Annotated in this window: 23 protein-coding genes; 18 read left to right on the top strand and 5 right to left on the bottom strand. The window is 54.4% G+C overall.

Annotated elements, in window-relative coordinates; translation table 11 throughout:
• Positions 1-13: 13 nt before the first annotated feature.
• The 8 genes from FHT67_RS22880 (at position 14) to FHT67_RS22845 (ending at position 7,168) form a co-directional block, all read left to right on the top strand.
• Entirely contained in the window at positions 14-1,210 is a 1,197-nt protein-coding gene (locus tag FHT67_RS22880) for an ROK family protein (protein WP_132308572.1), read from the top strand.
• A 29-nt stretch (positions 1,211-1,239) separates the two neighbouring features.
• On the top strand, positions 1,240-2,628 hold the full coding sequence (locus FHT67_RS22875) for an MATE family efflux transporter (RefSeq protein WP_132308574.1): 1,389 nt from the start codon (positions 1,240-1,242) through the stop codon (positions 2,626-2,628).
• Positions 2,629-2,652: 24 nt separating this feature from the next.
• Complete coding sequence (locus tag FHT67_RS22870) at positions 2,653-3,426, top strand: threonine/serine exporter family protein (protein WP_208403457.1); 774 nt, start codon at positions 2,653-2,655, stop codon at positions 3,424-3,426.
• Between the two features lie 19 nt (positions 3,427-3,445).
• Positions 3,446-3,889: a threonine/serine exporter family protein gene (locus tag FHT67_RS22865; protein ID WP_132308576.1), complete on the top strand. Its 444-nt coding sequence runs from the start codon at positions 3,446-3,448 to the stop codon at positions 3,887-3,889.
• Between the two features lie 86 nt (positions 3,890-3,975).
• Positions 3,976-4,848 (top strand): PhzF family phenazine biosynthesis protein, encoded by an 873-nt coding sequence (locus FHT67_RS22860; protein WP_167201420.1) that lies wholly within the window; start codon positions 3,976-3,978, stop codon positions 4,846-4,848.
• A gap of 41 nt (positions 4,849-4,889) precedes the next feature.
• Positions 4,890-5,483 (top strand): hypothetical protein, encoded by a 594-nt coding sequence (locus FHT67_RS22855; RefSeq protein WP_167201419.1) that lies wholly within the window; start codon positions 4,890-4,892, stop codon positions 5,481-5,483.
• A gap of 111 nt (positions 5,484-5,594) precedes the next feature.
• A complete protein-coding gene (locus FHT67_RS22850; protein ID WP_132308582.1) occupies positions 5,595-6,347 on the top strand; it encodes a GTP pyrophosphokinase in 753 nt (250 codons plus the stop codon).
• Between the two features lie 59 nt (positions 6,348-6,406).
• On the top strand, positions 6,407-7,168 hold the full coding sequence (locus FHT67_RS22845) for a hypothetical protein (RefSeq protein ID WP_167201418.1): 762 nt from the start codon (positions 6,407-6,409) through the stop codon (positions 7,166-7,168).
• Between the two features lie 154 nt (positions 7,169-7,322).
• Here the strand turns inward: FHT67_RS22845 and FHT67_RS22840 are convergent, their stop codons facing one another.
• Positions 7,323-8,156 (bottom strand): lipoate--protein ligase family protein, encoded by an 834-nt coding sequence (locus FHT67_RS22840; RefSeq protein ID WP_167201589.1) that lies wholly within the window; start codon positions 8,154-8,156, stop codon positions 7,323-7,325.
• A 195-nt stretch (positions 8,157-8,351) separates the two neighbouring features.
• Here FHT67_RS22840 and FHT67_RS22835 point away from each other — a divergent pair, with 195 nt between their 5' ends.
• From FHT67_RS22835 to FHT67_RS22815, 5 genes are all read left to right on the top strand, one after another.
• On the top strand, positions 8,352-8,909 hold the full coding sequence (locus FHT67_RS22835) for a CatB-related O-acetyltransferase (protein ID WP_165930715.1): 558 nt from the start codon (positions 8,352-8,354) through the stop codon (positions 8,907-8,909).
• Positions 8,910-9,096: 187 nt separating this feature from the next.
• Complete coding sequence (locus FHT67_RS22830) at positions 9,097-9,822, top strand: ABC transporter ATP-binding protein (protein WP_167201417.1); 726 nt, start codon at positions 9,097-9,099, stop codon at positions 9,820-9,822.
• Entirely contained in the window at positions 9,800-10,822 is a 1,023-nt protein-coding gene (locus FHT67_RS22825; RefSeq protein ID WP_167201416.1) for an efflux RND transporter periplasmic adaptor subunit, read from the top strand. The genes FHT67_RS22830 and FHT67_RS22825 overlap by 23 nt, the downstream gene beginning before the upstream one ends.
• Positions 10,823-10,854: 32 nt before the next feature.
• The gene (locus FHT67_RS22820) at positions 10,855-13,701 is read left to right on the top strand and encodes an ABC transporter permease (RefSeq protein WP_132308592.1); all 2,847 of its coding nucleotides are present in this window, start codon (positions 10,855-10,857) and stop codon (positions 13,699-13,701) included.
• A gap of 3 nt (positions 13,702-13,704) precedes the next feature.
• Positions 13,705-14,583 carry an ABC transporter ATP-binding protein gene (locus FHT67_RS22815; protein WP_132308594.1) on the top strand — a complete coding sequence of 293 codons (879 nt, stop codon included), beginning with the start codon at positions 13,705-13,707 and terminating at the stop codon, positions 14,581-14,583.
• Here FHT67_RS22815 and FHT67_RS22810 read toward each other — a convergent pair.
• Both FHT67_RS22810 and FHT67_RS22805 read right to left on the bottom strand, forming a co-directional pair.
• Positions 14,580-16,844: an ATP-binding protein gene (locus FHT67_RS22810; RefSeq protein ID WP_132308596.1), complete on the bottom strand. Its 2,265-nt coding sequence runs from the start codon at positions 16,842-16,844 to the stop codon at positions 14,580-14,582. The two genes, FHT67_RS22815 and FHT67_RS22810, sit on opposite strands and share 4 nt — an antisense overlap.
• Before the next feature lie 179 nt (positions 16,845-17,023).
• On the bottom strand, positions 17,024-17,527 hold the full coding sequence (locus tag FHT67_RS22805) for a hypothetical protein (protein ID WP_132308598.1): 504 nt from the start codon (positions 17,525-17,527) through the stop codon (positions 17,024-17,026).
• 207 nt (positions 17,528-17,734) lie between these two features.
• Here FHT67_RS22805 and FHT67_RS22800 point away from each other — a divergent pair, with 207 nt between their 5' ends.
• The 4 genes from FHT67_RS22800 to FHT67_RS22785 all read left to right on the top strand — a co-directional run bounded on the left by FHT67_RS22800 (position 17,735) and on the right by FHT67_RS22785 (position 23,575).
• Positions 17,735-17,938: a hypothetical protein gene (locus FHT67_RS22800; protein ID WP_132308600.1), complete on the top strand. Its 204-nt coding sequence runs from the start codon at positions 17,735-17,737 to the stop codon at positions 17,936-17,938.
• A gap of 152 nt (positions 17,939-18,090) precedes the next feature.
• Positions 18,091-18,837, top strand: coding sequence for a type I methionyl aminopeptidase (gene map, locus FHT67_RS22795; protein WP_127496170.1), 747 nt, complete (start codon positions 18,091-18,093; stop codon positions 18,835-18,837).
• A 269-nt stretch (positions 18,838-19,106) separates the two neighbouring features.
• Positions 19,107-21,344, top strand: coding sequence for a bifunctional 2',3'-cyclic-nucleotide 2'-phosphodiesterase/3'-nucleotidase (locus tag FHT67_RS22790; protein ID WP_481856729.1), 2,238 nt, complete (start codon positions 19,107-19,109; stop codon positions 21,342-21,344).
• 260 nt (positions 21,345-21,604) lie between these two features.
• Entirely contained in the window at positions 21,605-23,575 is a 1,971-nt protein-coding gene (locus tag FHT67_RS22785; protein ID WP_167201414.1) for a GTP-binding protein, read from the top strand.
• Between the two features lie 46 nt (positions 23,576-23,621).
• Here FHT67_RS22785 and FHT67_RS22780 read toward each other — a convergent pair whose 3' ends face one another.
• Complete coding sequence (locus FHT67_RS22780; protein WP_167201413.1) at positions 23,622-24,677, bottom strand: YeiH family protein; 1,056 nt, start codon at positions 24,675-24,677, stop codon at positions 23,622-23,624.
• Positions 24,678-24,802: 125 nt separating this feature from the next.
• Between FHT67_RS22780 and FHT67_RS22775 the strand changes: the two genes are divergently transcribed.
• Complete coding sequence (locus tag FHT67_RS22775) at positions 24,803-25,702, top strand: LysR substrate-binding domain-containing protein (RefSeq protein WP_167201412.1); 900 nt, start codon at positions 24,803-24,805, stop codon at positions 25,700-25,702.
• Between the two features lie 99 nt (positions 25,703-25,801).
• On the opposite strand, the gene FHT67_RS22770 is transcribed toward FHT67_RS22775, so the two are convergent.
• A complete protein-coding gene (locus tag FHT67_RS22770; RefSeq protein ID WP_132308610.1) occupies positions 25,802-26,059 on the bottom strand; it encodes a tautomerase family protein in 258 nt (85 codons plus the stop codon).
• Positions 26,060-26,077 lie beyond the last annotated feature (18 nt).

The following is a 26,077-nucleotide window of genomic DNA, read 5'->3' as shown; positions in this document are numbered from 1 at the left end:
AGGAAGGAGTCCTATGTCCATTACGAAGACACTGGCCAATCTGGTCTATGCCTACATCGCTCAGCGAGGTGTCGTATCGCGCGCTGAGCTGATCAAGGAATTCTCGATGCCAAGCAGCACCATGACGCGGCTGCTGGAAGAGATGCTTGAAGCAAGCAAGCTGCGCGAGCATGGGCGCGGCAGCTCTACCGGGGGAAGAAGACCGATTCTTTACGAGACGAATCCAACCTATGGCTATTTGTTCGGACTGGAGATCTCGCGGATCTACTCGTCCATAGGCCTTTACGACATGCATATGAACCGGCTGTCGGCCATACGCTGGAAGATGGATGAGAGCATGACGCCGGAAGTATTTCTGAACCGGGTGCAGGAGGCTGTCCGCCAGTTTACGAAGGAGCATGGCCTGCAGCCGTCCAGCATTCTCGGAATGGGTGTTGGAGCGGTAGGTCCGCTTGACCGTGAACGGGGTCTTATTCTGGATCCCGTTTATTTCCCTGCCCGGGGATGGCGTAACCTGCCGATCTGCGGGCTGCTTGAGGAACGGCTGCAGTTCCCGGTTCTGCTCGATAACGGCGCGAATACCGCGCTGGTAGGCGAGCATTGGGCACTGAGAAGCGAGCGCTATCAGCATATGCTGTATGTGCATGTCGGCGCCGGTCTCCGCTCGGCCGTTATGTCGAACGGCCAGCTTGTGTACGGAGCAACCGATATGGAGGGGGCAATCGGCCGGATGATTATTCAGGCCGGCGAACTTTCTCGGCCTGGAAGCGCCGTTGACGGGGCGCTCGAGTCCTTCGTGTCGGTTCATGCCATTGAGAACGAGATGCGAAGACTGGCCTTGGCGGGCGCGCTGCCGCAAGGTCGTGAGCTGCGTGACAGCGGCAGCGGCAACGGCGAAATTTGGAGATTCGAAAAACTGCTCCACGCCCTGTCGGCCGGTGATATAATGGTGCAGGAGAAATTTAAGCAGGCTGCTGCTTATCTCGGAATCGGGCTGGCGAATTTAATTAACGTGCTGCATCCGGAGAAGGTTATTCTGGGGGGAGCACTTCTTAATGCGCATGAAAGCGTGTTTGAGACGGCGGTGGAGGTAGCAAGAAGCCACACTTATTATTATCCGCAGTATAAGCCGTTGTTCTCGAAAGGTTTGCTTAAGGAAGAAGCCGTTGCGGCCGGTGCGGCCGTGATGGTGCTGAAGCAGCTGCCGTAGAAGAATTTGACTTAAGAAGAGGTGTCATCATGACGGCCGCACATGCGGGGAAGCCATCGAAGGAGTTTAATCTCTTATTTCTGACATGGCCGATATTTCTGGAATTATTGTTATTTATGCTGATGGGCCTGGCCGATACCTTTATGCTGAGCGCAATCTCGGATAACGCGGTATCGGGCGTGGGCGCCTCCAACCAATACCTGTTTATTGCTTTGCTTGTGCTGGAGGTTATCGGCAACGGCGCTTCGATTGTTGTTGCGCAATACATCGGGTCGAGGCAGATGAAGGAGGCCGCCAAAATTTCGGCGCTCAGCATAACGCTGAACCTTATAGTCGGCCTCCTCTTGAGTATCGCGTTTGTCGCCTTTAACGGGCTGATCCTGCAAAGCCTGAATCTGCACGGCGAAGTGCTGGAGCATGCCAAAGCTTATCTATCGTTTGTAGGCGGGTTTATTTTCCTGCAGGCGTTGATCAATTCCGTATCGGCGATTATCCGGGTGCATGGCTTCACGAAGGAAGCGATGCTCGTATCGCTCGGCATGAATATCGTCCATTTGATCGGCAACTACGCATTGATTTTCGGGCATTTCGGCTTCCCGCAGATGGGCGTTCACGGAGCGGCGGTTTCAACGGTCATCAGCCGGGCGCTGGCGCTGATCGTTTTCTTCTGGATGCTGTATCGCATTATGGAAGTTCGCGTAAAGCTGCGTTATTATTTCACATTATCCAAGTCGTATATTGGCAAAATATTAAAAATCGGCATTCCGTCCGCGCTTGAGCAGGTGATGTACCAAGGCTGCCAGATGGTGTTCCTGTATTACGCGACCTTCCTTGGCGAAGAATCGCTTGCCGCGCGTCAGTATGCGGCCAATGTCTCGCAGTTTATTTATTTAATGGCCTTCTCGATTGGATTGGGTACTTCCATCATTGTAGGCCGGATGATTGGCGCCGGCCGCCAGACCGATGCTTATTACCGGGTATGGTACAGCACGGGATGGGCATCCGCGTCAACCGCGGTGATGATTGCCGTGGTCATGATTTTCCGCGAGCAATTGATGACGATGTTCACGAACGATCCGGAAATTATCCGCCTTGGCGCTAACGTCCTGCTCTACAGCGTCATTCTGGAGACGGGCCGAACAATCAACATTATTCTCGTGAATTCGCTTCGCGCATCCGGCGACGCGAAGTTCCCGTTATGGGCGGGGACGGTGTCGATGGTGGGCATGAGCCTGCCGCTTGGTTACTTCTTTGTGTTCCAGCTTGATATGGGTCTTCCCGGCATCTGGCTTGCGATTGCGGCCGACGAATGGCTGCGGGCCTTTGCGATGTTCTTCCGCTGGCGGAGCCGGGCGTGGGAGAAGCATGCGCTGGTGAAGCGGACTCCCGCGGATCAACCGGTGACGACAGCCACGTAACATTGGCATAAGGAGCATTAAGCCATGACTTCAACTGTAATGGAGCAGCCGATTCATTCTTATCATCTGATCGCGCAAACCTGCTTGCTAGCAGGCAAAATCATATTGCAAAACGGCGGCGAGACGTACCGTGTGGAGGATACCATGGTGCGGATCGCCGCTGCTTACGGTATTGCGGATGCGCAGAGCTATGTCACGCCAACCGGCATTTTGTTCGCGATGGACGCTTCCGTGCCAACCACGAGGCTGATTCGCATCTCGGAGCGCTTGACGAACCTTCGCAAGGTAACGCTTGTGAACGATATTTCGCGGCGCATCAGCCAAGGAAAGCTGGAGGTGGGCGAGGCTCACCGCCTGCTCACGGAAATCGACGAGTCGCCCCTCGCCTACCCGACCTGGCTGCAGGTGCTTGTTGCCGCGGTCTCGAGCGGCTGCTTCCTCGTTATGTTCGGCGGCCCGTGGCATGACTTTCTGGCGGCAGTCCTGGCCGGGGGATTAGGCTTCGGGAGCATGGTGCTGCTGCATCGGCTGGTGCCGGTCAAGCTGTTTGCGGAGTATGTAGCCTCCCTGATCCTTGGCGGAGTAACGATTCTGCTTGTAAAAAGCGGACTGGCCCTCCATATGGATACCGTCATTATCGGCTCGGTTATGCCGCTGGTACCCGGTCTGCATATTACGAATGCCGTCCGGGACTTGATGGCGGGCCATCTTGTGTCGGGATTGTCCAAAGGGGTAGAGGCATTTCTCACGGCGTTTGCGATCGGCGCGGGCATCGCGGCGGTGTTGTCATTTTATTAATCTTGGGGAGGGGACGGGCATGTCGGGAGTGTTGTGGATCGAACAAGCGATTACAAGCTTTATAGCATCGGCGGCCTTTGGTCTTATCTTTAACGCGCCCCGGCAGATGCTTCCCCAATGCGGCGTTGCAGGAATGGTGGGCTGGCTGCTGTACAGGTCCTGCGCGGAGATGGGGCTGGAAGCGATCCCGGCTACGCTGATTGCGGTCATTATCGTAGCGGTGATCAGCCAGCTGTTCGCGAAGCTGTACAAGACGCCGGTTATCGTGTTTAGCGTTGCGGGCATTATTCCGCTTGTTCCGGGCGGCATTGCTTACGATGCGATGCGCAAGGTTGTGGAGAACGACTATGACATCGCGGTTCAGCTTGGCGTCAAAGCGTTTATGATCTCGGGGACGATTGCCATCGGTCTCGTCTTATCCGAGGTGGTTAACCAGACGATCCGCCGGTTTGAGCGGTTATAAGGCTGTACATAGAAGGCGTGTCCGAATATGAGACGGGGGCGTTTTTTATACGATAAGGTTTTCTCATTTGGGAGGAGGCTGCTAAAATGCAGTTTTATATGGTGGATGTGTTTGCTGAAAGGAAGTATCAGGGGAACCAATTGGCGGTGCTTCTGCCGGACAGAGAGCTTGAGACTTCGGAAATGCAGCAGATTGCGAAGGAGTTCAATTTCTCTGAGATTACCTTTATAACGTCGGGCAAGCAGGTAGACGGGGGCTATAACGTTCGGATCTTTACGCCTGACGCGGAAATCCCGTTTGCGGGGCATCCTTCGCTTGGGACGGCTTACGTCATCCGGCATCTGTATGAGAAGGAAGGGAAGGACCCTATCCTGTTGAATCTGGGCGTGGGGCAGATTCCCGTTTCGTTTGAGGGAGGGGAGAATCCCGTTCTGTGGATGACACAGAAGCAGCCCGCTTTTGGCGAGAGCATTGATCCGTCTGTTATCGCGGACATCCTCCAGATCAACGTGGAAGATATAGCCGCAGACTTCCCGATCCGGGTCGCATCGACGGGCTTGCCAGCCGTTATCGTGCCCGTGAAGACGTTGGAAGCGGTGAAGCGCTGCGCCATTCATCAACAGAAGTTCGCGCGGTTCCTCCGGGAGACGGCGGACGCCAACCTTCTCGTGTTCACGGAGGAAACGGTGCACGAAGAAAGCGATCTCCATGTCCGGGTGTTCGTGAATGATACCGGGTATTACGAGGATCCGGCTACGGGCAGCGCGAACGGCAATCTGGCCGGTTATCTGCTGGAGCATGAGGTGCTTGGCGCAAGCGATATCCGGCTTCGGGTAGAGCAAGGCTACTCCGTCGGACGGGACTCCCTGCTGCTGATTGATGCCTCGAAGAAGAATGGGGAATTCGAGATTAAGATAGGCGGCAAAGTGTTCCCGGTGGCGAGGGGCGAGTGGCTGTAGGGCGCTGTACCGGATAAACGAACGGTTGGTGGAGGTATGCTGTGAACAGAAAGAAATCCCTGTTGTTTTCGATTATCGTAGGGGGCTTGGCCTATCTGTTTTTAACCGTATGCTTAGAAAAAGAACAACCCAAATATGCCTACGACGCGAGGGTTCAGGCAGATATTATTAATGATTATCAGGCTGATGAAGAGCGGATAAGAAATTCCGCCAGCTTAATTAAAGATGTCACTTTCACCAAAGTGAATGCGGATACGATGGGGACATCCAAGCTTGCCGGCTATGCGTACGAGACGGAAGCGATTGCTAGATACAGGGGTTGTCTTTTGACCCTGTTCGGTGAACCCAACGAGGAGTCCGCTAACTTGGAAGAAGCTTTTACCTATGTCATCAAAGCGCAGAGGAACGACGGAAGCAGCTGGATATTAACGGCTTATGAGGGCCCGTCCGGATTTGCAATCGGGGGTATGCGGGATGTGCCGTTGTCTGCCGAGATGGCCTACCTCTTAAAGCAAAGGATCGATGAGACGGAGCCTTCTGATTTCGACAGAAAGGGAATGACCTACCCCGATACCGGGGAGATCTATTCCTACGGCTGCAAAAACGGAAAATGCTACGCGAAAAAAGAAGGCTAAACGCGGCGGGCAGGCGGTAAAATTGCGATTGCGGCCTTGCGGGCGTTATACTGAATAGGAATACTACCGGTCATCACATAGAGAGGCGGCCGCAGCCAGGAGGCAAGAAGCATGAATCTTCTTAGCAGTGTATCGCAGTTCCAACAACTGAAACAACTGATTACGCGTTTTATGATGACGTATAAGTTTGCGCTGGACGAAATGGAGACCAAGATCGAAATTCTGAAAGAGGAATTTCAAATGCTCCATGACTATAACCCGATCGAGCATACCAAATCCCGGCTGAAATCCCCGGAGAGCATTATGAATAAGCTGGTTCGCAAAAACCTGGAGATTTCGCTGCCAAGCATCAAGAATAATATCCGGGATATCGCGGGTCTTCGCATTACTTGCTCTTTTATTAAAGATATCTATCTTATTTCCGAAATGCTGAAGAGACAGTCGGACCTGAAGGTGCTCGAGATTAAGGACTACATCAAGAATCCGAAGCCCAACGGGTACAAAAGCCTGCATATGCTCATTGAGGTGCCGGTTTTCTTGTCCGACCGCGTGGAGCATGTCTGCATCGAGGTGCAGATTCGGACGATCGCGATGGATTTCTGGGCAAGCCTGGAGCATAAAATTTTCTACAAATACAATGCCGCGGTACCGGAAGGTTTGCTGCAGGAGCTGAAGGCGGCCGCAGATTCGGTAACGGCGCTGGATCGCCAAATGGAGCGTCTGCATATGGAGATGGGCGAGCTTAAGGGAGACAACGTGATTGATGCCGAGGAGCAGCTCCGCATGCTGCAAATCGACAATCAGCAGTTCAACATTCCAATCGCGCTGCTCGAGATGATCGGCGATAAGCCGGAAAATGAATAAGCACGAGAGTGTCGATACACGCTTATCGGCACTTTTGTCGTTATAAGGAGGACAAGCGTTTGAAGCTGATGACCGATTCGCATCCTTTTCGGCTGGAAGGGGATGAATTAGGTTACGGGCCTGCCGCTTACGAGACCATGGCAAAGGTTATTCTGGCTTTTCGCGAGCCGGATACGGATGTCTTGTTTCAATATACGAATTGGGACCGGGACAAGGACCCGCATAAAGAGAGCTTGACGATGGACGCGGCGGAGACTTTTCATGCCGGTGCCATGCTTGATCCGGACCATGCGATTAGCACGGCCGTGAAGGAGATACTGCTTCGCCACTATGCGCCGGAACGCGACCCGCAGGCGAGCCAGGCGGTGATGGACCAGCTGCTGGCTTACTTCAAGGAAGTTCCGCTCGATGAGCTGAACGAAGAGCTGCTGCGCAAGATCGGGGCTGCCGTCTATGAGGGATACGGAACTTACACGCTGGAAGATGAAGCGGAGGCTGCGCAAGCTTTCGTGAACGGCAGGCTGGTAGATGCCAATACGGTCTGGCTGCTGCCTAATGATCGTCCGGTTTATTTGAAAAATGTACTGTGGTACCGGGTTAACGCAGAAGAGGATATCGTACGTGCATTCGAGCTCACGGACTGGTGGTTTACCTGCGCGGTTGTGGATCGGAACAAGCCGGTGGAGGAGTATCGTTATTTCCTGAACTATACGGAGGAGAGTGCCGGAGCGGTGCTCTACGTAACGGCTGCAGACCCGCAGCATTTCAAGGCCGTAGTCGTACCAAGGTTGAAGGAGCTGCTAGGGGAAGAGCTAGGGTGAGCGGACTTATAACAAGCTAGGCAAAGTGGTTGGCGTTAGGAGGCTTTCAGGAGGCTTTCAGGGTGCCTAAGAGCCCTGAGGGACCTTAAACGAGCAGCGAATAAAAGAGGAAATGAAAATAAGACCCTCGCAGGGTCTTATTTTCATTCAAGCGCTATATCGCATAACGGTTATGCAGGGTCTCCGCCATTTCGCGGACCTGCTCGGCCGTCGGCAGGATTAGGCTGCCTGCAGGGGGCAGACCTTTCTGGGCGGCCGCAATGACCTGCTTTACCGCTGCCGCGAACGCAAGCGAGGCTTCTGCCCCAAGCCCGGCAAGCTCCTCCAGGCTGGCGGTGCTGTCCGCCGTGACAACGGGGAAGTCGGCCGCATCCGCGCCTGCCGCCGCGATATCGTAGAACGAGCGGACCAGCCGGGCGCGCTCCGCGCCGGAGCCCTCCGCCACGATAAAGGCTTGAATGATGGCCGCATGAGCCTGGCGCCGCTGGGCAATGCCGCAGAACTTGTAGCCGCCGATGCTGAGGTCGAAATCGCCGGGGCAATAGGCTCCGCTGATCTCCCCCTTGTCGACCTGCCGGCCCGACGCCTGCAGCGCCATCCGGATAAGCTCGTACATCTGCTCGAAGTTGTCGTGAAAGTGGAAATCAAGCACGTCGCTTTTCGGCAGAATTAACGACAGGTTCACGACGCCGGCATCCAGCGGGACAGCCGCTCCGCCGGAATTGCGCACCGCGGTATCCCAGCCGGCGGTCTCCAGCAGATCCCGGGCAGCTCCGGCTCCCGGCAGGCGGCTGTCGCGCAGTCCCATGATAAAGGCGCGGGGATGGCGCCACAAATGGCATACCGCCGGTCCGCCTTTTCCGGTGCTTCTGCACAGCAGCTCGTCCAAGGCAAAGGCATACAGCGGATCCTCCTCCGAGAAATCATTCATTCGGTCCAGCAGGACAAGCCCCCGTTCCCCAAGCTGCTCGATTGCGCTCCATTTCATCTTTCGTACCGTCCTCTCTACCAGTTCCAATACTCCCATCATACTGATCCCTTCCCGTCAAAACAAGGCATGGGGGCAACCGCCACATATCCGCCGCTGCCTTCCGGGTAGCCTGTACGGAGCAAGCGCTCTATGAATATACTGCACTTAAGCAGGTAAGTTGATAGGTCGGGGGATGATCGAGCATTGAGTAATATGAAGACGATTCTGGAGGCGCTGCCTCCGCGGCAGGTTAACAATAAGCTGTTTATAGGTCCGTATACGATGGGAACGCCAATCGTGCTGTCATGGACGGAAAATACGATTGCGACAATCGGCAAGTTTTGCTCGGTGTCGAACACCGCAACGATCTTTTTGGGAGGCAATCATCATTACGAGTGGATCAGCTCGTTCGCTTTTACCGCGTATATGACGCAGTATTTTACGGAAGGGGCTTATTCCAATGGCAATGTTACGATTGGCAATGACGTGTGGATCGGACATTACTCCACGATATTGTCCGGCGTGACGATTGGTCACGGGGCGATTGTTGGCACGCATGCGCTGGTGACGAAGGACGTACCTCCTTATGCGATCGTTGGCGGGAACCCTGCCCGCATCATCAAGTACCGTTTTCCGCCCGATGTCATCGAGAGACTGCTTCAAGTGAAATGGTGGGACTGGGAAGCACAGCAGATTGAAGCGGCCGTTCCGCTGCTGCAACAGGCGAATCTGAGGCCGTTCTTCCGTTATTGCGCGAGGCTGGGTAAATAGGGGAGAGAGGAGCATGCCGGAAGGTGTGCTCATTTTTATGTCTTCTATGATAATTACTACTAACCATATAAAAATAGCATTTACACCTTCTGTAAGTTCCTGTAAAATCCAAGGCAACGACGAAATTTGACAGCGGTTACATTAAAAACGGCATAAGGATGCCTGAAGAAAAAAGGGGTTGAGGAGAATGACGGACTCTGCTCACGATGTCAGGGATTATAAAGAAGAGCAGACCTTGCTTCGGGTGGATGGGCTCAAGCGTACATTTGGACGCGGTTCCAGCGCTGCGGTTGTCCTGCAGGGCGTTAATCTATCGATTGCGCGCGGCCGTCTGGTTGCCTTGAAGGGGAGATCGGGTTCGGGCAAAACAACGCTGCTTAATCTCCTTGGTGCATTGGATTCGCCCACGGAAGGGACTGTGGATTTCGACGGTATCGCGCTTAGCGGGCTATCCGACAAGGCGCGGGGGGACATTCGCAGGACGCAGATGGGGCTGATTTTTCAATCCTTTGCTTTATTTCCTCTTATGTCAGCTTACGAGAACGTGGAATTCGCCATGCGGATAGCCGGCGTTCCGGCATCGGAGAGGAAGGAAGCGGCCCTGCAGGCGCTTGATTACGTCGGGCTGAAGCCGCGGATGCATCACCGTCCCTTCGAGATGTCCGGCGGCGAGCAGCAGCGGACGGCAATCGCCCGGGCAATTGCCCATAAGCCTAAGCTGCTTCTTGCCGACGAGCCTACGGCAGAGCTCGACAGCCGGACCGGGCTGCATATCTTAAGCGTGCTGCGCAATCTTGTCCGGGAAGAGGGCATGACGGTCGTCATGACGACGCATGACCCGGCGATCATGGAAATCGTGGATGAAGTCTATGAATTGGAGGATGGAACCATTGTTGAAGCTGCGAAATTATAGTTTACCTTTTGCCTTGCTCGTTAGCTTGTCCTTGCTTGCGGGTTGCTCGCTTATCCCGAATGAGGAAGAACCTTTAAAGCCGCCGCTCGTAAAGCCGGCGGAGCAGAATTATTCAACCGATGAGGTGAAAACGGGCGATATCCGTCGTGAAGTAAAAGGCTCCGGCGTGTTCGAATCCACGGCAAGCGAATATGCCCAGTTCAAATCGCAGGGCGGACGGCTGAAGAAGCTGTACGTTTCCTCCGGCGATAAGGTCAAGAAAGGAGATTTGCTGGCCGAGCTTGTCGTTGACGGTCTGGATGTGCAGACGCTCGAGCAGAAGCTGGCGGCGGAGCGCGCCGAATACGCCTTGAAGCAAGCGAAGCAGGGCGGAAATGCGCAGGAGATTCATCTTGCCCAGCTGCAGCTGGAGATTGAACAGCTGAAGCAGGACAAGCTGGAGCAGACGGCCGAACAGAGCAAGCTGCGTGCAACGATGGACGGCCAGGTTATCTTTGTCGAGGAGCTGGCAGAGGGGGATTTCGTGCAGCCGTACCAGACGCTTGTCCGGGTCGCGGATCCAACCAAGCTGCGGTTTTCCTATCGCTCTTCCGATGCCGGCAGCATCGGCGAAGTCCAAGTTGGCATGAATGCGGTGATTACCGCCGGCAAAAATTTTGAAACGACGGGCAAGGTCGTGCAGACGCCGTCCTCCGCTCCGCTCACAACCGATCCCGACCTCAAATCCAAATACAGCAGCACGCTTTACGTGAATGTCAGCAAGCTTCCGGAGGGGGCGGAGATCGGCTCAAGCGCGAACGTATCCATCGTCCTCATGGAGCATAAGAATGTGGTCCTCATTCCGAAGAGCGGGCTCCGTTCCTATCTGGGACGTACGTTTGTCCGCGTGCTGGACGGAAAGGCTTTGCGGGAAGTAGACGTGGAGGTAGGCATTCAATCGGCAACGGAGGTTGAAATCGTCCGCGGGCTGAAGGAAGGCCAGACGATCGTTCTGAACTAATTCATTTTTTTTCGCGAAGTGGAGGCTTACCTGTGGCTTTATTGTCCATGATTGTGCGTAAAATGACGCAAAACAAATGGCTGGAGCTCAGCCTTCTGATCGGACTTGTCCTGACAGTCGGCCTGGTCTCCAGTATCCCGACGTATACGGAGGCCATTCTGTCCCGCATGCTGGTAAAGGAGCTGGAAGCCTCGCAGCTGAGCTCTTATCCGGGCACGATGAATATGAAATATACATATATCGGCGTGAACAACGCGGAGCAGCGCATTAAGCAGATGCAGGCGAACGAACAGTTTATGCGGAGCAAAGTGCTTCCGGTCATCCCGGTTGATTTGCTTGAGAAGACCTCGGACCTGTACACGTCCGCGTTTGATCTCAGTCTTGACCAGGCTCCGCCTTCGGGCGAGAAGAAGAAGATATACCGCACGAGCTTGACCAGCGTCAAAGACCTCGAGCAGCATATAAAGCTCATTGACGGACGGATGCCGGCGGATAAGCCGGTTGACGGCGTTTACGAGGTGCTCGTGACGGAAAAGGGCCTGAACACGCTGCGTACCGTACTCGGTACGGTGTTTGTCTTCGAGGATCTCAATAAAAACGAGGTACGCGTAAAGCCGGTTGGCGTCATGACGAAGAAAGAGGACGATGATCTCTTCTTCCTGTCCCCGGATTTGGGCGGATTCACGAGCTCCCTGATCATGAACAGCGACGTGTTGGATAAGGAATTTATCCGGACCCACCGCCTGCTGGTCAATTCGAATGCCTGGCATATCGTACCGAAATATCAGGATTTGGAGCTTCGCAATATTGACGGGTACCTGAAAGCAGCCGAAATTATGAAGGCGCAGGTAAAAGCCAATTACCATTATACGCTGGAAGCGCAGTATGTCGACGTTATCGATCGTTACTTCAAAAGCTCCGATAATTTGCGCATTCTGATGTGGTCGCTCAACGTTCCCGTGCTTGCGATGCTTGGCCTGTACGTCTTTATGGTATCCAACCTGATTACGAATCGGCAGAAAACCGAGATTGCCGTTCTACGCAGCCGCGGGGCTGCCCGCTGGCAGATTATGCTGTCCTATTTGGCCGAATATGCGCTGCTTGGCGCGGTAGCGGTTGCCGCGGGTCCGCCGCTTGGCATGTTCCTGACCAAGGTGCTGGGCTCCTCGAACGGCTTTATGTCCTTCGTTCAGCGCTCCGGCATCCGCGTTCATCTGAACAGCGAGGTTTATTTGTATGCGGCAGCGGCAGCGGTTACCGCTCTGATTGTCATGCTAGTGCCGGTTATCTTCGCGACCAAAACCACGATCGTCGGTCATAAGCAGCAGCTGGCCCGCATGCGGCAGACGCCATTCTGGCATAAGCTGTTCCTTGACGTGATTGCTCTTGCCGTGTCTTTGTACGGACTTAAAGTCTTCCACGAGCGAATGAAGACGCTGCAAACGCTTGGCCTCGATAATGAAGCGCTGCATATCGATCCGCTGCAGTTTGCGGTGCCTGCCTTGTTTATTCTGGGCGGGGGAATGCTGCTGCTGCGAATTTACCCTTATTTCTTGCGATTAATCTATTGGATCGGGCGCAAATGGTGGCCGCCTTCGATGTATGCGACGCTGATCCAGGTCGGACGTTCGAGCGCGGGTTACCAGTTCCTGATGGTATTCCTGATGATGACGATCGCCACCGGCATGTTTAGCGCAAGCGCCGCCCGCACAATCAATCATAACGGCGAAGACCGGATCCGTTACGCGAGCGGGGCGGACGTTGTGCTTCAGGCCAATTGGCCAAACGACAAGCCGCCGGAAAATCCGGGAGGAGGGCCTCAGCAGCAACAGGCCGCCATCACGCTGACGAAGCCGGTCATCCACTATTCGGAGCCGCCTTTTGAGCCTTATACCAAGCTTGCCGGCGTCGAAAGCACGGCAAAGGTACTGATTCACGACAATGCATCCTACAGCACCGAGGAAGGCTCAGGCTCCGCCAAGCTGGTCGGAATCGATACGGATGAATTCGGTCAGACGGCCTGGTTCCGCGACGGACTGCTTGATTATCCGTTCTATGATTATTTGAATCTGATGGCCGCAGCGCCCAATGCGGTACTGATCTCGAAAACCTTGGCCGACGAGAACAAACTGAAGGCCGGAGATACCATCTGGGTAGGCTGGGATGGCATTGATATGCAGCCTTTTGTCGTCTATGCGGTGGTGGATTATTTCCCGACCTTTAACCCGAACCCGCGGGACGCCGAAACGCCGGCGCCTAAGCTGATTGTTGGCAGCCGCCTGCAGATTCAGACTTATTTGTCGCTTGAGCCTTACCAGGTGTGGCTGAAGCTGAAGCCGGGCGCCAGCGTAAACGATTTGTACCGGGATATCGAAGAGAAAAAGCTGGGCATCGTGGATATATCCGATATGAAGAGCAAGCTGACCACGGCCAAATCCGATCCGTTCCTGATGGCGGTTAACGGCACTTTAACGCTTGGTTTTATTATCTCGCTTGTCATCAGCTTTGCGGGCTTCCTATTGTACTGGACGCTTGTATTGCGCGGGCGGATGCTGCAAAACGGAATTATGCGTGCCATGGGCTTGTCCCTGCGCCAATTAATCGGCATGCTGACGGTCGAGCAGCTGCTGACGTCCGGGGCCGCGATTGTGATTGGCCTGGTTACGGGCCTTACGGCAAGCCGTCTGTTCGTTCCTCTGTTCCAGAATGCCTTTGACGCGAAGCAGCTGGTACCGCCGTTTAAAGTGATGGTCGATCCGATTGATTCGATCCGGATCTATGTCTTTGTTGGATCTACCATCCTGATCGGCCTTATTATTCTGGGCTATATGCTCTCGCGTCTCAAAATCCATCAGGCGATTAAGCTGGGGGAGGATTAACCGTTGATCCATTGCGAAGGTTTGGTCAAAATCTACAAGGCAAACGAACTGGAAGTATTTGCGCTGCAAGGCCTTGACCTCCATGTGGAGGCCGGGGAGCTGATGGCGATTATCGGCAACAGCGGCAGCGGCAAATCCACGCTTCTGAATATGCTTGGCGGGCTTGACCGTCCGACGGCGGGCAGCCTGATGGTGGACGGCAAGGATTTAATGAAGTTCAAGGAACGGGATTTCGTGAAATACAAGCGGGAAAGCGTAGGCTTCGTCTGGCAAAATAACGCGCGAAACCTGATCCCTTATCTGACCGCGCAGCAAAACGTCGAGCTGCCGATTCTGCTGAACGGCCGCCGCAAGCAGCAGCGGGCGCGCGAGCTGCTGGAAGCGGTGGGATTATCCCACCGGGCCCATCATAAGCTGCAGCAGCTGTCCGGCGGGGAGCAGCAGCGGGTGGCCATTGCCATCGCGCTGGCCAATCATCCGCGGCTGCTGCTTGCCGACGAGCCCACCGGTTCGGTCGATACGAGGATGGCGGCGCAAATTCTTGAGCTGTTCCGTACGCTTAACCGGGAGCTTGGGCTCACGGTCGTTATCGTTACTCACGATCCGGAGCTGGCGCGCAAGGTGGACCGCGTGGTGGCGATCCGGGACGGCAAAATCTCCTCGGAGATGATTCGACGCAAATCTTATATGGAGGAGCTCGCCGAGCTGGAAGAGGACGAGGCGGAGAGCGAATCTCATGTCGAGTACGCCGTGCTGGACAAAGCAGGCCGCCTCCAAGTGCCGCATGGCTATTTGGAGGCGGCCGGATTCAAAGATCACCGCAAGGCGCGGGTCCAGCTGGAGAACGGGAGAATTATGCTGTCTCCGCCGGAGGAGGGTTAAAGAAAGGGGATGCGGATTTCCACGCAGGTCCCTTCCCCGGGCTTGCTGCTATACTGGATCGTTCCTTTATGATGCTGGATAATTTGCTGACTGATCATAAGGCCGAGGCCGTTGCCCTCGGCCTTTCGCGTGAAGAAAGGCTCGCCCAGCCGCGCAAGATCCTCCTCGGGGATGCCAACTCCCTGATCCTCGATCCGAATTAGAATGCTTTGCTCCGATTCCTTCGCAAGCTCCAGCGTCAGCTCGCCTCCGCCTGGCATAGCTTCCATGCCGTTCTTCATCACATTCACAAGCACCTGCTTAAGCTGGTTGGATTCGCATCGAAGAGGCGGAATGCCGGGCTCCAGACGAGTGATCATCCGGACGTTATGGATATTGGCCTCGGAGTCCAGCAGGACGACAATATCGTTCATAATCGCATACAGATCAGCTTCCTGATAACGGTCGGCTTGCGGCTTCGCGAATACGAGAAACTCGCTCACGATGAGATTAATCCGGTCTAGCTCGGATAGCATAATATTCAAGTAAGACTTGTCCAGCCTGCTGTCCTTCTGCATCAGCTGAACGAAGCCGCGCAGAGTGGTAAGGGGATTGCGGACTTCATGGGCGACGCCCGCCGCAAGCTGCCCGACAACCGACAGCTTCTCCGATCGGCGCATAATCTCCTCCGTCCGTTTGCGCTCGGCAATATCCCTCGCAATGGATGCGTAAGCAACGAAATATCCCCGTTCGTCCCTAATACCGGACAACGTAATGCTCACTTCAACCGGCAGCCCGTCCTTGCGATACAGAACGGTCTCGTAGTCGGTTACTTGCCCGCCGTTCAGAATCGTTTTCCCCTTCTCGCTAAGCTCGTCCAAAGTCTCGGGCTTAAACATGGGCAGCTTCTGTCCGACAGCCTCTGCCAGCGTCCAGCCGAACATGGTCTCGAAGGCGTTATTGGCGTCAAGGGTTCTGCCCTCAAGATCGACGACATGAATGGCGTCGGAGGTGTTATTGACGAAGGATTCCAGGTACTGCTTTGTATGGAGCAGCTCCTTGGCCGCGGCGGTGAGCTGCGCTTGGTAGCTGTGCAGATTATAGCTCATGGAGTTAACCTGCGACGCTAGCGCTCCGAACTCGTTATTGCTGTCGATCACAATCTGTTCGCCGAAGTTGCCCCGCGAGATATCGTGGACCCGCTGCATAATCATCTCCAGCGTCCGGATCATAAATCCGGCAATAAGGGAGCTGCAGGCAATGGCGGCGCCAATCAGGCCAAGCGAGATCAGAATCTGGATAAGAAGCTGATGATACAAAGGCTGCTTGATGGCGGCATAATTGATATTTACGACAATGACGGATTTGCTTGTCCCCGACATCGGAATAAAGCTCTTCAGAACCTTATGGCCATGAATCTTTGTTTTGGTTGTAACAATGCTTCCGGTCTGGTCGGCTTTCATCAGATTGGTATAGTCATGGACATCGATGTAGTTGTACCGGCCGAATATCATGCTCTGGGTATCCAGCTTGTAGTACGGCGGTGCCTTCTCCTTCAAGTTAACCATTTGGGGATCTTTATAATAAGCCGGGCTGAATCCGGAAATTTCGAGAATAGAAGGGTTATCCGCGATAATTTGCTGGGCAATGGCATCGCTGCTCTTCAGGTTCTCCAGATTGAAAAAGGCCCCGGCATGAACAATGGGATTAATCAGGTAGTTGGTTTTGTCATTATAATAAAAGCCTAATTTGTTGACGTCATTCAGATCGGAAGGAATGATTGTAATCGGCGGAGACCAGAAATGGTTCAGCTTTTGTCCCTGGGGAATGATGACCTGGCGCATTTCGAACAGCTGGCTGAATGCGGTATACCAGTAGCCCAAAGCTTTGGAGCTTGCCCCGATCGCCTTGGCATTGGAGGACTTCTGAGCGGTTATGTCGTCTCCGTCCTTCGCCCAGAGCGTAATATAATCCACGCCCAGCTCTTGGCTTAGCCTGACGAGCTGCCCGTTGCTGATATTGTTGATATCGGGATCCAGCTTGCTTTGCGCGGAAATAGAGGCGAGCCGAAGCTTCTCGCCGACCGAATCCTCGATCAGCTGCTTTGATCTTTGCGCGGAATCAAGGGTTTCGCCAATCTGCTTGGCTATGCTCACCATTTGCTGCTCGGCGTCTTTCTGCAGTTGGGAAGAGGTAGAGAAATAGTAAATCGATAAGTTCAGGCTTAGGATGACAATGACGGTAAGCGATATGAACCAGGCCAGCTTGGTCTTGATAGACAAACGGTATTCCTCCTGAAGGTGCACAGCAATAGGATTATTTTACATATGGAATCTAGTATATCGCAGATGGGAGAACAGGGACATAGCGGATTGTGTCGAAATGTTCGATTAATTGCTAAACAAAAAAAGAGCATCCTTCAACCTGAGGCTGCTCTTTCTGTTTTGAAGCAAAATACGGATTAATGCTCTTTGCGGCGCATAACCAGGGCGGCCGCCCCTACAATGATCAGCGCGATAGCGAGGAACGGACGCACAACCTCTACTTGATTGAGGAATGTTCCAAGCGAGAACACGGCGAAGAACAACAGTCCAAGCACGAGCAGGATGTTGATCGGAATCAGCAGCCATTTGTTGCGGTTGCCGAACCAGTAGAACTCGAAGAGGCCGGCTGCAACCGCGATGATAAAGCCGGGCCACATGTACTCCCAGTTATTGAAGAGCATGGCGATCTGCGACGTCACGCCGGACACCAGCAGGATACCGCCCGGGATCAGGACGCCGATCCCTTTTCTCCCCGTCATGGAGAAATACAGCCAGTGGAAGAACAACCCGAGCGGGATTACGAACAAGCTTGGCCAGAAGTAGCCAAACAGGTTTCCCGGTCCGAAATGCATTCCCTTATTCAACAGTAAGTACGCTCCGAGAAGAATAAATACAGGGCCAAGAATGGTCCTTTTATTCATTGCGCTCATCTCCTTTAGGTACAGCATATCATGCGGATATTTGGAATTCCTCATTCTTTAGGTCACAAATGAAACCCGACTAAAGTCCAGTCCTGTAAAAAATTCGTCGCTTTAGTCATAATCTCACAGATTGCGACATTTTACACCTCTTGTGGGATTCTATGAAAGCGCTACAATTAAGATATAAAGAAACAGGAGGTGATTACGATGAGCCATGAAGAAGAAGTCGTTCAAGCAGCAGCTGAAGAAGCTGTTGAAGAATCCGCTGAAGAGGTTGTAGCGGCTGCCGAAGAAGAGGCGGTTGAAGCAGCTGAAGAAGAAGCGGCAGTAGCCGAAGAAGAGGCTGCTGTTTCGGAAGAAGAAGAGACTGATGCTGAAGAAGCATCCGATGACGAAGCAGAAGAACAATGATTACGGTCATTTTATAAAATATAGCGGTTTTCAATAACCCCCTCCGGACCCGGAGGGGGTTATTTTCGCTTGCCTAAGGGATATAGTATTTGCATGTAAGCTTGTCGCTTTGGTATGCTCATTATTGAACACCATATAAGGGAGAAGCACACATGATTATTATTAAGACGGAAGCGGAAATCAACCGCATGCATGAAGCCGGCAAAATTTTGGCCGAAATCCATAGACAAATCGCGAAGTTAATCGCACCGGGCATTACGACCCACGAGATTGATCAATTCGCCGAGAAGCTGATGAAGCAGTACGGAGCGACTCCGGAGCAGAAGGGCTACAAAGGCTATCAGTACGCAACCTGCGCATCGGTCAACGATGTCATCTGCCACGGCTTTCCGAAGAAGGAGAAGCTGAAGGACGGCGACATCGTAACGATCGATATGGTCGTTAACCTGAACGGCTGGCTGGCAGACTCGGCATGGTCCTATCCGGTAGGCAATGTCTCCGAAGAAGCGGACCGTTTGCTGCGCGTGACCAAAGAGTCCCTTTATAAAGGGATCGAGAAAGCCGTTGCCGGCAACCGGATCGGGGACGTGTCCCACGCGATCCAGGCTTATGCCGAAGCGGAAGGCTTCTCGGTTGTCCGCGATTTCATCGGTCATGGCATTGGCCAAGAGATGCACGAGGATCCGCAGGTGCCGCATTACGGCCCGCCAAACAAAGGTCCGCGCATTAAGGAAGGGATGGTCTTCACCATTGAGCCGATGCTGAACGTGGGCACCTACCAAATGAAGATCGACGCGGACGGCTGGACGGCGCGCACAAGAGACGGCAAGCTGTCCGCCCAGTACGAGCATACGATTGCCATTACGGCGAACGGTCCGGTTATTCTGACCGAGCAATAAAAATAAGCCGAGAATTTGGGGATATAGGTTGAATGGCTAACGCCTTCAGCCGGTATCCTCTTTTTTGCGTTTATTTTACATCTGTTCATGACCCCTCTTGAACGAAAGAAAACCTTACATAATTAGTAATAAAATTACAAAATAATTGCGTGACAATTCAGATTACTTCCCCTAAAATGAGGAAAATGATGCCACGGTCATCCTGTTATTGCATCTCTGTGCAAGATGAGCATCGACAAATAGGGATAGATAGGGAGGATTTTGTTTTGGTGAAGTTAAGTATACCAACATGGAAACGGGCACTCTCGGTTGTTGTGGCAGCGGGCTTAACGGTGATTCCGTTTTCCGCAATTGCGTCTGCTGCGAATAGCGGGACTACGGTTCAACTGCGGATTATGGAGACGACGGACCTGCACGTCAATATCGTGAACTATGATTATTTCGCGGACAAGCCTACCGACGAGTACGGCTTTGCCAAGACGGCAACCTTGATCAAGAAGGCCCGGGGGGAAGCTGTGAACAGTCTCCTGTTCGATAACGGGGACTTGATTCAAGGCAACCCGCTTGGCGATTATGTAGCCACGGTCGATCCTCTGCAGCAGGGAGAAACTCATCCGGTCTACAAGGCCCTTAACCTGCTGGACTATGATGCGGGAAACATCGGGAACCATGAGTTCAACTATGGGCTTGATTTCCTGAAGACGTCGCTTGGAGGAGCGGACTTTCCTTACGTAAATGCGAATGTTTATATTGATGACGGCGATAAAGACGAGTCCAACGACAAGAACTATTTTACCCCTTATCTTATACTCGACAAAGAAGTGAAGGACGATACCGGCGCCGTTCATAAGCTGAAGGTTGGCGTTATTGGTTTTGTGCCGCCGCAGATTGTGCAGTGGGATAAAGCCAAGCTTGAAGGCAAGGTCATCACGAAGGATATCGTGAAGACCGCCGAGAAGTTCGTGCCGGAGATGAAAGCCAAGGGGGCCGATATTATTATCGCGATTCCGCATTCCGGCTTTGAAGATATTCCGCAGACGGAGCAGATGGAAAATTCGGTGCTCTACCTTAGCAAAGTGAAGGATATAAACGCGATCCTGTTCGGCCATGCGCACAAGGTATTCCCGGACAAGTCGTTTGAAGGCAAGACGGGCGTTGACCTGGCAAAAGGGACGATTAACGGGGTGCCTGCTGTAGAACCGGGCTTTTGGGGCAATAATCTTGGCATTATCGATCTGACGCTGCAGCTGGCGGACGGCAAATGGACCGTTGCGGATTCCAAAACGTCGGTAAAGCCGATCTTCGACGCGGTGAACAAAAAACCGCTGGTTGACGCGGACCAGGAGGTGCTGGACGCGGTAGCCGAGGATCATCAGCATACGCTCGATTATGTGCGCGGGCCGGTAGGAGCAACGACGGCTCCAATCAACAGCTTTTTCGCCCTTGTGCAGGATGATCCTTCCATTCAGATTGTGACCAATGCGCAGAAATGGTACGTGGAGAAGCAGCTTCAGGGTACCGATTACGAAGGATATCCGGTCTTGTCGGCGGGTGCGCCCTTTAAGGCGGGCGGACGCCAGGGTCCCGCTTATTACACCAACATCCCCGCGGGCAGCATTGCGATTAAGAACGTAGCGGACCTGTATCTGTACTCCAACACGGTCAATGCCGTGCTTGTAACCGGAGCAGAGCTGAAGGAATGGCTCGAATGGTCGGCAGGCCAGTTCAATACGATTGACCCGGCTTCGACGGAGAAGCAGGAGCTGGTCAACAATGACTTCCCTACGTATAACTTTGATGTTATCGACGGGGTGACTTACCAGATCGACGTCTCGAAGCCCGCAAAATATAAAGCCGACGGTACGGTATCGAATGCGGATTCCAGCCGGATTCTAAACTTGAAATACGGGGGAAAACCTATCGAGCCCGCGAAAAAATTCGTAGTGGCAACGAACAACTACCGCGCCTCTTCCAGCAAATTCGCGAATCCGGACGGTAAACGGATTATACTGGCTTCGCCGGACGAGAACCGCCAGGTCATTATTGACTACATCCGCTCGTTCAAGACCATTAACCCGGCCGCGGACGGCAATTGGTCGCTTGCTCCGATCAATGGCAAGGTAAATGTAGCCTATAAAACCTCGCCCGACGCTAAAGCCGCGGCGGAAGCGGTCAAATCGCTTTCTTACGTGGGCCCAACGGCAGACGGTTATGCGGAATTCAAGCTGAGCTTTGCAGCACCGGCAACGACGGTGCCCGAGGCGCCAACGAAGCCCGATCCGAAGCCGCCTGCGAAGCCTGAACCGCCTGCGAAGCCGGAGCCAAAGCCCGATCCGAAGCCCGAGACTCCGGCCGATATCGTCTACACCGTGAAGAAGGGCGATACGTTATGGGCGATTGCCCGCGAATACGGCACAACCTGGCAGCAGCTTGCGAAATACAATAAGCTGAAAAATCCGAATCGGATTTACGTTGGCCAAAAGCTGCTTATACCGGCAAGCAAATAAGAGGTGAAATCAAGATGGCCCCCGAATATGTCCGGGAGTCATCTTTCATCATTTTTGCTTAAAAGGAGCGGTTATGATGCATTCTTGATCAGCTTAAGGCGGAGCAGGACCGGCAGCATAAACCGAATTGCGCCCATGACGATAAGATATCTAACGATGGGCTGTTTTTGGTATTGTCCATATGTCCAGGTTGCGTTAGTCTGTAGAAAGAAGCAGGTACAGCATGCCGCAGGCTGCGGCAGAAATGGAGAACCAGGGCAATGACAGGCAGAAGCAGCGCCGGACGGCGCAACGTAGGCATCTTCGCGCATGTGGATGCGGGGAAAACAACAACGACCGAGCATATGCTGTTCGTCAGCGGACGGACGCGCGCGCTTGGCAGCGTGGATGCGGGGACGGCATTAACGGATTGGCTGGATGTGGAGAAGGAGCGGGGCATCTCGGTAAGGGCGGCAACGACATCCTTCGTATGGCGGGATACAACGATTAATCTTGTGGATACGCCGGGGCATGTCGACTTCCTGTCGGAGGTCGAGCGTTCGCTGCGGGTGATGGACGGCGCCGTGCTGATCGTATCCGCGGTGGAAGGCGTGCAGGCGCAGACGGAGATGATCTGGAGCGCGCTGCGCAAGCTGGGTATTCCAACGATCCTATATATCAATAAAATGGACCGGATCGGCGCTGACCGGGAAGCGGTATTGCGGGATATCCGCAGCTATCTGACGCCGGATATCATAGAGGTGCAGCATCCGATCGGAAGCGAGCAGCAATTTGCCGGTTCCGCGGATTTATGGGGAGCGGATGCCGACGAGGAAGCGAGGACCGCGCTGGTGGAAGCGGTTGCGGAACGGGATGAGGAGCTGCTGCTGCGGTATATAAGCGGCGAAGCCGGGGATTGGAAAAGCCATGCTTCGGGGATGACGAAGCGTGCGGAGCTGTTTCCGGTGTTGTACGGCGCATCGGGCAGAGGAATTGGCGTAACCGAGCTGATGGATGCCATCATCGATTATTTGCCCGAGCCGGGCGGGAATCGGGAAGCGCCGCTGTCGGGTATCGTGTTCAAGATTGAACGCGATAAGACGATGGGGCGCATGGCGTTTGTCCGGCTGTACGAAGGGACGATGCGCAACCGGGATGTGATCCGGAATTATTCGCAAAATATCGAGGAGAAGGTCACGCAAATCCGCAAGGTGGAGGGCAGCCGATCGGAGGACCTAGGCTTGCTGGAGGCAGGCGATATCGCGGCCGTATGCGGCATGTCGCATGTACGGATCGGCGATATTATCGGCGATCCGGGTGCCGTTCCGGAGGAGGTGCGGCTTGCGGTGCCGCTGCTTACGGTACAGGCGCATTGGGCCGATCAGCAGCAGTATCCGGCTGTCGTGGCGGCGCTTCAAGAGCTGTCGGACGAGGATCCGCTGCTGGACGTGCAGTGGCTGCAGGAGGAACGGGAGCTGCACGTGAAGGTCATGGGGCCGATTCAGCTGGAGATTCTGACAAGCGTGCTGGAGAACCGGTATGGTCTGCAGGCGAGCTTTGGCCAGCCGTCGGTCATCTACAAGGAGACGCCAAGCTGGCCTGGCGAAGGCTATATCGCGTATTTGATGCCGAAGCCTTGCTGGGCCATTCTCCGGTTCCGCATTGAACCCGGCGAGCGCGGAAGCGGGCTGCATTACGAAGCGTTTGTCCGTTCGGAGGACTTGCTTCCGCAATATCAGAACGAGGTGGCAAGACGCGTGCCGGAAGCGCTGCAGCAAGGGCTGAAGGGCTGGGAGGTCGTTGACCTGAAGGTTACGCTGATCGAAGGGCAGCACCATGTGTGGCATACGCATCCGCTTGATTTTGTCGTGGCGACGCCGATGGCTATTATGAACGGGCTGGATTCGGTCGGCACAAAGCTGCTCGAGCCGGTGCTCCAATTCCGTATCGTTGTCCCGGAGGAAAACGGCGGCCGCGTCATGAATGATATTGTCCTCATGCGGGGGACTTTCGAGGCGCCGACGCTGCAGGGCGACCGGCTTCTTATCGAGGGGCGCGTGCCGGCGGCAACGTCGCTTGAATACTCGATGGAGCTGAACTCGCTGACGAAAGGGCGCGGCACGATGGCGACCTTCTTCGCCGGCTACGAGGAATGCCCGCCGGATGTAACGGCGGAACGGACGCGCCGCGGCGTTAATCCGCTGGACCAATCCAAATATATATTAAGCGTCCGCAAGGCGCTGCAAGGATAATAGAAGCTGGCCGCTTTCCGGTACAAGGGGAGCGGCCGGCTTCTTTTCAGTAGACATAGCAGACAAGCAGGTAAGTCGCAGCCGAGAGCAGCACGGTAGCGGCTGCCATCGCGGCAAGCGGGCGCAGCGCTTTGTCCTTCAGGGCGCGCAAATCCACGTTCAGGCCAAGACCAACCATAGCCATCGCAAGCAGGAAGGACGGGGCTTTCAGCAGCTGGTCGGCTGCATGGGCCGGCAGCTCAAGCGGCGTGCCGGGCGTCAGGCTTCCGAAGAGACTCATGGCCGCAAAGCCAAGCAGGAACCACGGGAAGGCAATGGCTGTTCCCGTTCCCGGATCGTTATTTCCCTTATTCCTGCGCTTCATGATCAGCATCAGTATAAAGCTGACCGGTACGAGCAGCAGCACCCGGCTCAGCTTCGCGAGCAGACCGGCGTTCACGGCGTCCTGGCCTGCCGCGGCGGCAGCCAAAGGGACATGGGCGATCTCATGGAGCGTAAGACCGCTCCATATCCCGTATTGCCCGGCGGTAAGAGGAAGCAGCGGCTGAAGCACGTTATAGCCGATAGCGGCGGCCGTACCGATCAAGGCGATCAGACCGGCGCTGACCGCGGTGTCTTCGTCCCGGGCTTTCACAATGGGGGATACGGCAGCGATTGCCGCCGCTCCGCATATGCCGGTGCCGACGCCAAGGAGCAGGGACAGCGGGGCATCGGCCTTCAGAAGACGGGCGATGCCAAGGGTCATCCCTACGGCAAGAATGATCGTAACGGCGCCCTGCAGCAGGAGGGCCGGGCCTTGATGGAGAAGCAGGCTGATGTTCAGCCGCAAACCGCATAATACGATAGCGAGCCGCAAGAGATGCTTGGAAGCGAATTGGATACCCTCGCGAAGCCGCTCCGGATAGCCGATGAACTGGCGCGTAATAATAGTGCCCGTCAGCGCCAGGGCCATCTGCCCGATGCGGTCAAGTCCCGGAAGTCGGGCCAGCTCGTAAGCGGCCGTGGCAATAGCGGCCGTCAGCAGAAGTCCGAGCAGCCAGTTAAACGGCTGAAGGAAACGTTTATTTTTTGGCGTAAAGGTATAATGGGTTATCGTACGCATCTGTCGTCACCTCGACGTTTGTTGGTGGTTGATGAGTTAAGTTTAACCGGACCTTTACGATAAGAAAAATAAATAGTTATAATCGTTATAATAATGAATTGCTTATGATGGAGGTGGTTGGTATCGTGGATCAGTCTTTACTTGTGTTTATGACCGTTGCCGACATGCGGAATTTCACGCGCGCGGCAGAGGCGCTGCATATGACCCAGCAGGCAGTGAGCCAGCATATTCAAGCGCTGGAGAACAACATCGGAACCAAGCTGCTCGATCGCAGCAACAAGCATGTCCGGCTCAGCAAGGCAGGGGAAATTGTATACAGGCATGGCAAGGAAATAGAAGGGTTGTATGCGCGCATGCAGCGGCTCGTGGATGATCTGATGCATAACGCAAGCGGCTTGCTGTCCATTGGCGCCAGCTATACGTTTGGGGAATACGTACTGCCGCATGCCATTGCTTATTTGCAGGCGCACTATCCGCTCATTAAGCCGACTATTACAATCGGCAACACGAAGGAGATCAGCTCGCTTGTTGCCGGAGGGCAGCTGGATATCGGCATTGTGGAGGGCGAGCTGGAGCATGAGAAGCTGTATGCCGAGTCTTTCGCCAAGGACCGGTTGTACGTGGTGACGGCTTCTTCCCATCCATTCGGCACGGCTGACGATATTGAGGCCTTAAAGCTGCAGCAGGAAACCTGGATCGTCAGAGAAGAGGGCTCGGGGACGCGGGAAGTGACCGAGCGGATGTTCCTTGAGCAGGGGCTGAATCCGGAGAATCGCATGGTATTCGGCAGCACGCAGATTATTAAAGAGTCCGTCGAGGCGGGCCTGGGCATCTCGTTATTGTCCCATTGGGCGGTCCGCAAAGAAATTGCGCTTGGCACCGTCAGCAGGCTGACCGTTGGCGGCAGGCCGGTGGAACGGGATTTCTCGCTGTTGACCGGATTGCACCGTCAGCATACGAAAGCGGCGGAGGTGTTTATCGGGATATTGCGGGAGCGGAAGGGCTGGCCGGAGCAGGTTGAATGATAAAAAGACTGTTCCCCATCGTCAAAAAACGATAGGGAACAGCCCATGCATGCTTACCCGTTTCCGATTGCCGATGGAGCATTATGCTTCGGTTTTCGGTTATTGGCCTTCAGCTTCAGCCGCTTTTTTTTGCGCAGCCAGCTTCTGGCGATACTGAAGCGCGGGAAGGCCGCCCCAGCCCCAGTTATCGGTATCGACTTCTTCAATAACGACGAAAGTCGATTCGAGCGGCTTATTTAATACGTTGAGCAGCAATTCGCTGACACCTTTGATAAGGGCAGCCTTCTCTTCCGCGGTAACCGAATCGCGGCCAGGCGTTGTGCCCTCCCGCGTGACTTGAATGTTTACGATTGGCATATAGAGTTCCTCCGCTTT

This window comes from Paenibacillus sp. BK720, from assembly GCF_011761545.1.
Taxonomy (GTDB): domain Bacteria; phylum Bacillota; class Bacilli; order Paenibacillales; family Paenibacillaceae; genus Pristimantibacillus.
This window is presented reverse-complemented; position numbering and strand designations above follow the sequence as displayed.